This window comes from Candidatus Thermoplasmatota archaeon (assembly GCA_029907305.1).
GTDB lineage: Archaea > Thermoplasmatota > E2 > DHVEG-1 > DHVEG-1 > JARYMC01.
Genome location: JARYMC010000054.1, coordinates 1 through 10,260 on the forward strand (window position 1 = coordinate 1; position 10,260 = coordinate 10,260).

Sequence of the window (10,260 nt, forward strand, 5' to 3'; positions counted from 1 at the left end):
GGCTGGTGCTGCAATAACAATGGTAAGTGTAATGTCTGAAAGAAGATTAAATAGGTTAAATAACCCTGCATTAAGTGCAGGTTTACCAGCATTCCTAACAAAAGGTGCCGGTATGTTCTCAGGGTTGATGCTTAGTCAGTACACAGCTGATATGTTGATTGTTGAACAACGCATTCTTTCTACACCTGCATCCATTCAATCAATTCCTGCAGCAGCTGATCAAGAAGATTTTGTTTCAATGGGTATGAACACAGCAATCAAGAACTTTCAGATACTTGACAACGCCTATGGTATATTGGGTATAGAGTTCATGGCTGCTGCTCAGGCACTGGATTTCCGCGACTACAAATTTGGTAAAGGAGTAACCAAAGCAAAAGAAGTCATAAGAAAATATGTCAAATTCTTAGATGAAGACAGACCTCTCTATCCAGATCATACTAAGATGAAAGAGCTTGTCAAATCATGTGAGATACTAAAAGAGGTAGAAAAAGTCGTGGGAAGCCTAAGATAAGCTCTACTTCTTAATCATCGGGACGCATATATCACTTTTTTTAACAAGATCAACCGCTTCTTTGTACCCAGCATCAGCATGACGCGCCACACCCAACCCAGGGTCTGTGGTAAACACACGTTTTATCCTCTCATCAGTTTCCTTTGTGCCATCACATACAACAACCATTCCCGCATGAGTAGACAAACCAATACCCACACCACCACCATTATGTATATGCACGCTGTCTGCACCAGCAGCACAATTCAGAAGAGCATTCAACAATGGCCAATCAGCAATAGCATCACTACCATCCTGCATATCCTCTGTTTCTCTATAAGGAGAAGCGACGCTGCCACTGTCTAGATGATCCCTTGTTATAGCCACTGGCCCTATCTCCTTGTCTCTCACCATCTCGTTTATTTTTAACGCAAATTTCTCCCGCTCACCATACCCAAGCCAACATACACGCGCAGGTAAACCCTCCCAAGGGAGATACTTTTCAGCTAAATTAATCCAGTTTGTCAAAACCTTATCCTCTGGAAACATCTTAATAACTTCTCTATCTGTTTTTAAAATATCCTCAGGGTTACCAGTAAGAGCAAGCCATCTAAACGGTCCACGCCCTACACAAAACATGGGTCGAATATAGGCATTTACAAAACCAGGATAACCAAAAGCATTTTTAAGCCCAGCCTTCTGAGCCTGACCCCTAAGATTATTCCCATAATCAAAAACAACAACACCCTTCCTCTGAAAATCTAACAAGGCTTTACAATGAATTTTCATACTACGCATAGATTGTCTAATATACTCTTTTGGATTCTTTTTCCTCAATTTTATCGCATCTGCTAAAGAATCACCATAATAACCAGATGGAACGTAACCATTAAGTTCATCATGAGCAGAGGTTTGGTCAGTGACAACATCTGGTTTAAAACCTTGTTTAACAAGTCGTGGTAAAACATCAGCACAGTTACTAACAACACCTATAGAAAGAGGTTTTTTTGCTTCTCTTGCTTTTTCAGCCAACTCAACAGCCTCATCAATACTATCAGTTTTTTTATCACAAAAACCTGCTTTTATCCTACGGTCAATACGTTTTTCATCACACTCAACAGCTATACAAACACCATGGTTCATTTTAATGGCAAGAGGCTGAGCGCCACCCATACCACCAAGCCCACCAGTTAAAACAATCCTGCCTTTAAGATCTGATTTGAAATGTTTTCTTGCACAAGCAGCAAAAGTCTCATAAGTTCCCTGTATAATCCCCTGTGTACCAATATAGCACCATGAACCAGCAGTCATCTGACCATACATAGTCAAACCCAATTTCTCTAATCTACGAAACTCTTCCCAGTTACTCCAATGTGGGACGATATTAGAATTTGCTATAAGAACACGTGGTGCTGTACTCCAGGTTTTAAACACTGCGACTGGTTTACCTGACTGGATGAGCATGGTTTCATCATCTTCTAGTTTTTTCAGTGTATCTACAATAGCATCATAGCAATCCCAGTTACGTGCTGCTTTACCAGTACCACCATATACAATAAGCTCCTCAGGTATCTCAGCATTCTCAAGGTTATTTTCTAACATCCTTAGGATGGCTTCTTGTTTCCAGCCTTTACAGCGAATGTCACCGCCTCGTTTGACCTTGATTCGTCTCCCCATAAAAACCAGTTTTACAATATAAAAAATCGATACTTAAAACTTTTTTAAATACAAACTTGTTGAAATTAACAAAAAAAGGAAGGACGGCTGGCCTCACTAGGAGGGGATGGGATGCACTCTAACAAAAACTACCAGCCCGATTCCTTCCAATATATACAAATAAAAACCGTATTTATATGCTTTTCGCTTACAGGAGAGAAATGCTTACAACGTTATTGCCTCTAAGGATAACATTACCTATCCTTTTCTTGGCTTCACCGTTTGTTTCCTCAACTTCTTCAAGCACCATATTCATGTATTCATCATAGCCTGTGAGTTTACCATCTATAACTCTACCGTCTTTTAACAAAAGAGAAAGTCGCTGGTTCATAGCCTTTTCCAGTACGTCTAAGGGTAACGCCATGGAGAGGTGAAACATCTACTCCTTTTTAAACTATTCCACTAAAAAATGGCAACAATTAAATGGTATATCTACATTACAGGAATTGCCATAAAGAAAGGGGAGGCAGAGGTACAATGTCAGATGGTAATATTGTACATGTAGTTGGAACAGGAACAATTGGAGAACCACTTATAGGTTTATTGTGTGATGCTAAGGATGATTTAGAGATAGATGAGATAACTTTTTATAAACATAGCCCCACCTTGATAGATAGACCTAAGATTAAAGGCTTGATTAACAGAGGAGCCAATCTTGCTGTAAACGAGGATAAGGTAAAGGAGTTCAGGGAGTTGGGTATTGAACCAATGTATGATGCTGAAGAGGCGATAAGCCGAGCATCTGTTGTTATAGATTGTACACCAAAGGGTACAGGTTTGATGAACAAAGAGAAATACTATATTAAATACAAAAACAAGGTAAAAGGATTCTTGGCTCAGGGTTCAGAGTTTGGCTTCGGGAAAATGTTTGCAGTAGGTATCAATGATGAGGCTATAACAAAAAAGGATCAATTCATCCATATAGTAAGCTGTAACACACATAATATAGCCGTTATAATAAAGACGCTTGCTATAGAAAAGAAAAAAAACCATATGAAAGAAGGGAGATTCCTATGTATCAGAAGAGCAAATGATATCAGTCAGGTGAAAAGCTATGTACCATCGCCAGAGGTAGGTACACATAAAGACCCGAAGATGGGTACTCACCATGCTGTAGACGTCTATCACCTATACAAAACAATCGGCATCGAACTCAACGTGTTTTCTAGTGCCCTAAAGGTTAACACACAGTACATGCATTGCATATGGTATGACGTGAAACTTGATAAGAAGATGACAAAGGAGGAAGCCACCCAGAGATTCATAGATAACCCTATGGTTGCGATAACATACAAAAACTCAGCTAACCTGGTGTTCTCCTTTGGTAGAGACCATGGGCATTACGGTAGAATACTTGACCAAACAGTAGTGGTCGTACCAACTATACATGTTCTAAATGACAACGAAGTGATAGGGTTCTGTTTTACACCACAAGATGGAAACTCTATACTAAGTAGTATAACTGCTGCAGAGAGATTCCTCTATCCTGATTCATACAAAGAGAAACTTAGATGCCTAGGAGCATTCCTATTACAAGAGGTTTAAAAGATTAGAAACCGATGAAGAAATGATTGAAGAACATAAAACTATAAGAGACCCGATTCATGGTGACATAAAACTAGAAGGGGTTTTTCTTGATTTATTAGAGACACCTGAGATCCAGCGTTTATACAACATAAAACAGCTTGGTTTCGCCCACCTAGTTTTTCCAGGTGCACATCACACCAGGCTTGAACATTCTCTTGGTACATATCACATGGCATCAAAAGCTGCTGATCTCCTAGACATGAATAAAAACGAGAAACAAATAATAGCATGTGCAGCATTTTTACATGACCTAGGACACGGCCCATTTTCTCATACACTTGAATCTATCCTAAGAAACACACTTGATTTTGATCATGTTGATTTAACTGAAAAACTTATATCAGGAGAGTATAGCATTTTTAGTTCAGAAGAAAAAAAATTTATATCATCACCTAGTGTGCATGAGATTCTAGAAAAAAACAATATAAATCAAAAAGAAATAATAGATATCATAAGAGGAGCAACTCATAAGAAACCTTATTTAAGCGAGCTTTTAAACAGTGCTATAGATGTGGATCAGCTTGACTATCTCGTACGGGATGCTTACTACACTGGTGTAGCATATGGTATGATAGACACAGAACGGTTTCTACAGACTCTAACAATAAATAACCACAACTTAGCAGTTAAAAGAAAAGGCGTTGGTGTTGTTGAGAACATACTGATGGCGAGGGGTCTGATGTATTCTTCAGTGTATTTCCATAAAACAGTTCGTATCGCAGAGTTAATGCTTTCAAGAGCTATCGAGATGTCACCCGATGTACAACCTCTTGAGTTATTTAAAATGACGGACTGTGAGCTATTAAATAACTTAAATAAAATGGGGTCTTTTCAACATGAAATCGCTACATCTATAAAATACAGGAAATTGTTCAAACAAGCATACGCTATTTCTTCATCTAACCTGGAAAAAGACGAACTCGCTGTAGTTAAACAACTGGAAGATATAGATATGAAAAAGGCAAAAGAGAGAGAATTCGAAGAGAAACTCAAGATACCTGAGGGACATGTAATAATTGATATCCCCTCAAAGGAGTTACATCAAGCTGAGCCGCGTATAAATCAGACTGATATAGCGATCATTGATGATGGTAAGATTAAGAGCTTGGATGATTTTACGCCTGTCGCTAAAGCAATCAGATCAAGAGTTATTCCAGATTGGGTTATTATGATTGTAACAGATGAAAAATACAGAGAAATTATATCTGATAATGCTGAAAAAATTTTATTTAAATGAACTTATCTTTAGCGATGATGGTGATAAGGAGAGAATGGGGAAGATTGAAGGTGGTGAGGAGAGATTTAATAAAAAAACTCCAGTATCTCCCCCATTCGCCAGGATATATATCATATATCAGTATATAAATCTTATTATACAAATATCGACCATTGACGTAATTATTTAATTAATTTCTATGTTAAAAAAGTAAAACAAAAAACATAATATTTAAATAAAAAATATATTATAATTATTGATTTTATTGAGGTTATTTAAATCTTATAAACTCTTAGATTTCTGGCTGAACTAATTTTTTTCTGCACATGAATATCAAAAAACAACATAACTAGCAAAATATACTAATTCTTTAACTGTTGTTTATTAACAAGTGGATAACAATGAAGCGTATATAACAAAAAAAATTTTGATATCCAAATAGTTATAAAATGGTATATCGATGGTTTTTTATTCTATTTATAATTGTAAGAGTCCAGCATTATGATAAAAGAATATCTAAAACTCGCCCGTTCATTTAATGCAGTTTTAACAGGGATATCACCTGTTATGGGCGCTATTGCCATGGAGCAATATGATATATTCACTCTTTTTATGTTATTTTTAGTAGGTTTCTTTGGCCATACATTTGGGTTTGTGTTTAATGATATTATCGACTATAGAATTGACAAAACATCTAAAGAGATAAGCGATCGCCCCTTAATAAGTGGAACGATTACATTAAAAAAAGCATGGTTTTTCGCAATTACTTCAATGCTTATAGCATTTTCAATTTCTTTATATCTAGCGTATCAAACACAAAATTATTTTACTGTCGTTGTACTTGCGATTTCAGCCCTTTTTATAACCCTCTATGATCTGATAAGTAAAAAATTCATTGGAATGGACATATTTGTGGCAATGGGAGTTTTCCTTTTAGTATTATATGGTGCATTAACTACCGTTGACAGCATATATCAAATCACATCACTCGCCTGGATAGTATGCATTCTTGGTTCAATACAAGTCCTGTATATGCAATTCATATCAGGTGGATTAAAAGACATAGAGAACGACTATAATAGAGGAGCAAAAACACTTGCAATAAAACTTGGAGTGAGAATTTTAGATGGCAAATTAAAAATTTCCTATGGTTTTAAGGCTCTTGCATATGGCCTTCAAATTGTTGATTTAATAGTTGTATTTCTACCGTTTTTCTTAATAGACGAAATGAAGGAATTAACCACTCTGTACTATTTACAATGGACAAGTATATTATTTATTGGTTTTATCATGTTTTATCTCTCATACAAACTTCTTTCAATGAAACAATTTGAAAGAAATAAAGCAAGAAAATATATCGGTGTTCATTATATGATTAACTTTACAATTGTTCCAATAATGTTAATGACTCTTAATCCATGGGTTGGAATTTTAATATTCTTTCCATTATTAGGATTTATATTAAATAATCTAATTTTACATGGAACAATAACACAACCAAAAACAATGTAATAATCTACTAATACAATTAGTGTGTCATATAAAGCCTCAAAAAACAATGAATATAATCACAATTCATTTTTAGGGGATAGATAATTGTTTTACCCATTCAAAATCTACATAAGGTTTCTTTTGAAATATTTGTAAATATTTTTGTGGTATTTTTTTTTAATATTTCATCTAATTGGTTTTTGTCGTCTTTGGTTACTATCGTTGGTTTAGCACCTTTATGTTTTCTTCCTCTTAGATCGATATATTCTTGTTTTAATTCTAATTCAAAAAAATCAAACATATCTTTTAAAGTTTTAACATCGTTAAGATCTTCCGGAACTTGTAGAGTATAACAATCATTATGTTTTTTATATTTATCTAAAAACGCTATCGCACGATTCTCTAATTCTATCCAATATAATATAAGAAATTCAAAAATTTTTCTTTCATCTTTTAGGTAATATATGGTTTTCCAATCATAATTAAAATTTTTAAAAATATCTTCTTTACCTGTTAAAATCCATTTAAAATATTTTCTACCATCGTCGCCCTTATAATAACAAGGGAAATGATATTTTCTAATTTGTTTAAATCTGTTAAGACCACTTTTTGCCATTTTAAGTGGATCTCTTATTAAATGGATTAATTTCATTTCAGGGAAAAACTCCATTGCAACATCAGAAAAAGACAATAGAAAAGCATGATTTGTTTCAACATAAACTTTGGTATTATAACCATAAATTTTTTCTACTTTTTTTTTAAAAACTTTTCTAATTTCGTCAGTTTTTCCTTCATAATACCAGTATATAGGTTTTCCAAACATTGTTGGTATCGGCTCATGTTTACTAACACAGTTTTTGATATTATTCCTAAAAAGATAAGTTAAATACTCTGTTCCTGATCTTGCTGTAGTAAGACAAAATATTACTTTCATGTTATCATTTCTACTTATTTGATTTCATCTTGAGAATATGTTCTTCCTTTCCATTTAACGCCTTTTCCCGAGATTGTTTTAGCTGCGGAGTTTATAAATATTCCCATGGTAATAATACCACCGATAAAGTACAAAGGAGCATATAAAGAATTACCAATATGATATTTCTTGTGGACAAAACCTTGGACTGTAATTGAAAATAACCATACAGTCAATGAAAAAATCAACATTGTAAACCAAATGGATGTTTGTGAAAACATTAAAAATAATAAAGATATTATTACTATGAGGAATGGTAAAACAATCGTATCAAAAACAGCAAACAAACCAATCAAAAGAATAAGTATTTGTTTCAATTTTGATTCTATTTCGCGTTTTTGAACAAAACCCATAAATATGTTTTTACTCCAACCATCCCATATTTCTTTAAAGCTTTCATACATTCTAAATCTCATCATCTTTTGTGCTTGCGCTAACATTATCTTAAAACCCGATTGTTTAACAAGTTTAGCCAGTTCTACATCATCTGCTACGCGATCCTTAATTTTTTCATAGCCACCGATTTTGTTAAAAACTGATTTTTTAATTAGTATGAATAAACCTAACGCAAATGCCGCCTTATTTTTTGGGTCATTAACTTTGTTGAATGGAGAAATAAAAATAAGTAAACCTGCTGGAATCGGTTGTATTACTTTTTCCCAAAATGATTTACACACATTACTTGGAACTAAACTTAGAAAATCTATCTTCCTAGCCATGGCAAACTCAACAGCTATAAGAATAAGCTCTGGATCGTAATCTATATCATCCACATCGCAGAAAAGAAGCCATTCTCCTTTGACTTGTGCACTACCTTTTTGAATTGCATAAGATTTTCCCATCCATCCACTTGGTTTCTTTTCTTTAAAATATTCCAAGCTGAGAATCTTGAATCTCTTATCGTTTCCAATAATGGATTTAGCTATCTCTACTGTTTTATCGGTTGAGTGATCATCAACTATTAAAATTTCTAAATTAGGGTATAACTGTCCTTTAAAGTTTTGAATGCACTGCCCAATTTTTTTTTCTTCATTTCTCGCAGGGATGATTACAGATACATTAGGTAAAGATTTAGATTTATTGTTACCAGCAGTAGCTTTAGATAGCACAGGTAACTGTCTATAGCTTGACATTGTTATGAAAAAATACAAAATCCAAAACAATATGGATAATATTAAAAGGAAGAATAAAATGAAATTCAGCATTTTTTAATCACTTGTGATTATTATACCAGTACATATTGAATATCTTGTAAGTCTGTAAAAAACTTTTGTATGCCAAATCTGAGAGTGCAAACTAAGGTCTTTTTGCTGATGCTTAACATGAGAAACTATATAGATTATTTCGTTAAGTTGCAGCTCTCTAAATCTTAAGCAATAGACAATAAGGTGTAAAAATCAATAGGAGGAGCACCTATAACAAGCATGATTTTGTAAACAATACAACTTAAATAAACTGCACCTCCAATTACAACTGTAAAATAATAAGTAAAACTCTTAATTGGAATAGCACCTTTTTCAGGTTTCAATATTATAAATCCTAAGATTGGTATGATAATAACAAGCGATATTGTAACCCAGTATTTTAAAGAATAAGATAAAACAAGTGGAATTAAAATAATTAAATGTATAAATGTAAGGAAATTCATTGTTATTCTTGCTTTATCTAGTCCTACCCAAACTGCAAAGGTCATTGTTCCACTATCTTTATCAAAAGAATAATCACAAATGTGATTGCCTATTTGAGCGACACTACTCCATACTCCAAGGGAAATAGCCATCAACCAGTTCAGTAGGGTTATAGATCCTGCAATAAAGGAGCCCCACATAACATAAGAAAAAAATCCTAAGATATGCCATAGTATATCCAAGACAGGTCTACTCTTTATCCTTAAGGGAAAGGCAGAATAAGCCCATCCTTCAAAAAGTAAAAAAGCACAAAAAAAGAAAATCTCCAATTTATATAAAATTGAGATGATCAATGGGATAATTGCAAACATTATAATTAGGGACAAACTTATCTTCTTTGAGATTTTTCCAGAAGCAATTGCATTAACTTTGATTCTCCGTGGATTCTTTATATCAGATTCGATGTCATAATAATTATTAATCGCAAATGTAAAAGACATGACAAAAAAAGTGGATGACAAAAAAACTAGTAAAGGTACCATATATGTAGACAGATTTAAAGAGGATATCCCCAAAATGAAACCAATGAAAGAAATAGCAGACCAATATATAACACCCTTTATTCTAACGAATTCAGTTAATACTATTAAAAACATAGTTTTATTCTTATCGATGTTATTACCTCCAATGAAAACTAATTATAAGAGGACTAGAACAAATTTCTGTATAAAATATTTACCTCTTTATTTATTAAACTGGTAGGTTTTGTTAATAAGTAAATCTATTGCAGTAGTTAGGCAAGTAAAGAAGAACATCGATCGTATTCATTTTTACTCCGACGTATTTTTCATGAACATTCTGGCAAGGGAATGCCAATGAAAGGATCTTCAATCATCTGTTCTCCTGAAAAAACCTTCTAATATCGACCTAGCTACCGCTAACCCAGAGTCTGTTATCGACCTATAATTTGATCTGCAATGGTGTCTCTAAACGCATGTAAAATCATCGGATACCGTTTTTTATTCCAGGATAAGAGAACAATGAGGATGAGATTGCACAGGTGCCAGAGGTTGTACAACAGGATTGAAAGCATCTGGAACAACAACCGTACTACGTAGTTTTGTGAGCAGGTTTTTCCACGTACTTCTTCTTTCACGCT

General features: G+C 34.0%; 10 protein-coding genes. 5 read left to right on the forward strand and 5 right to left on the reverse strand.

Features of this window, described 5'->3' with window-relative positions:
- A partial coding sequence (locus tag QHH19_04975) for an aromatic amino acid lyase (GenBank protein MDH7517677.1) occupies nt 1-511 on the forward strand: 511 nt, incomplete at its 5' end.
- A gap of 3 nt (nt 512-514) precedes the next feature.
- Here QHH19_04975 and hutU read toward each other — a convergent pair.
- Entirely contained in the window at nt 515-2,167 is a 1,653-nt protein-coding gene (gene hutU, locus QHH19_04980; protein ID MDH7517678.1) for a urocanate hydratase, read from the reverse strand.
- Nucleotides 2,168-2,354: 187 nt separating this feature from the next.
- Nucleotides 2,355-2,570 carry an LSM domain-containing protein gene (locus QHH19_04985; GenBank protein MDH7517679.1) on the reverse strand — a complete coding sequence of 72 codons (216 nt, stop codon included), beginning with the start codon at nt 2,568-2,570 and terminating at the stop codon, nt 2,355-2,357.
- Nucleotides 2,571-2,683: 113 nt separating this feature from the next.
- Between QHH19_04985 and QHH19_04990 the strand changes: the two genes are divergently transcribed.
- The 4 genes from QHH19_04990 (at nt 2,684) to QHH19_05005 (ending at nt 6,521) form a co-directional block, all read left to right on the forward strand.
- Nucleotides 2,684-3,751 (forward strand): hypothetical protein, encoded by a 1,068-nt coding sequence (locus QHH19_04990; protein MDH7517680.1) that lies wholly within the window; start codon nt 2,684-2,686, stop codon nt 3,749-3,751.
- A gap of 22 nt (nt 3,752-3,773) precedes the next feature.
- Nucleotides 3,774-5,030, forward strand: coding sequence for an HD domain-containing protein (locus tag QHH19_04995; protein MDH7517681.1), 1,257 nt, complete (start codon nt 3,774-3,776; stop codon nt 5,028-5,030).
- Nucleotides 5,005-5,199, forward strand: a complete 195-nt coding sequence (locus tag QHH19_05000) for a hypothetical protein (protein MDH7517682.1) — start codon at nt 5,005-5,007, stop codon at nt 5,197-5,199. Before QHH19_04995 ends, QHH19_05000 begins: the two co-directional genes overlap by 26 nt.
- A gap of 311 nt (nt 5,200-5,510) precedes the next feature.
- Nucleotides 5,511-6,521, forward strand: a complete 1,011-nt coding sequence (locus tag QHH19_05005) for a UbiA family prenyltransferase (GenBank protein MDH7517683.1) — start codon at nt 5,511-5,513, stop codon at nt 6,519-6,521.
- A gap of 97 nt (nt 6,522-6,618) precedes the next feature.
- On the opposite strand, the gene QHH19_05010 is transcribed toward QHH19_05005, so the two are convergent.
- From QHH19_05010 to QHH19_05020, 3 genes are all read right to left on the reverse strand, one after another.
- Entirely contained in the window at nt 6,619-7,434 is an 816-nt protein-coding gene (locus QHH19_05010; GenBank protein ID MDH7517684.1) for a hypothetical protein, read from the reverse strand.
- 14 nt (nt 7,435-7,448) lie between these two features.
- The gene (locus QHH19_05015; protein ID MDH7517685.1) at nt 7,449-8,606 is read right to left on the reverse strand and encodes a glycosyltransferase; all 1,158 of its coding nucleotides are present in this window, start codon (nt 8,604-8,606) and stop codon (nt 7,449-7,451) included.
- 236 nt (nt 8,607-8,842) lie between these two features.
- On the reverse strand, nt 8,843-9,757 hold the full coding sequence (locus QHH19_05020; GenBank protein MDH7517686.1) for a prenyltransferase: 915 nt from the start codon (nt 9,755-9,757) through the stop codon (nt 8,843-8,845).
- Between the last annotated feature and the right edge of the window lie 503 nt (nt 9,758-10,260).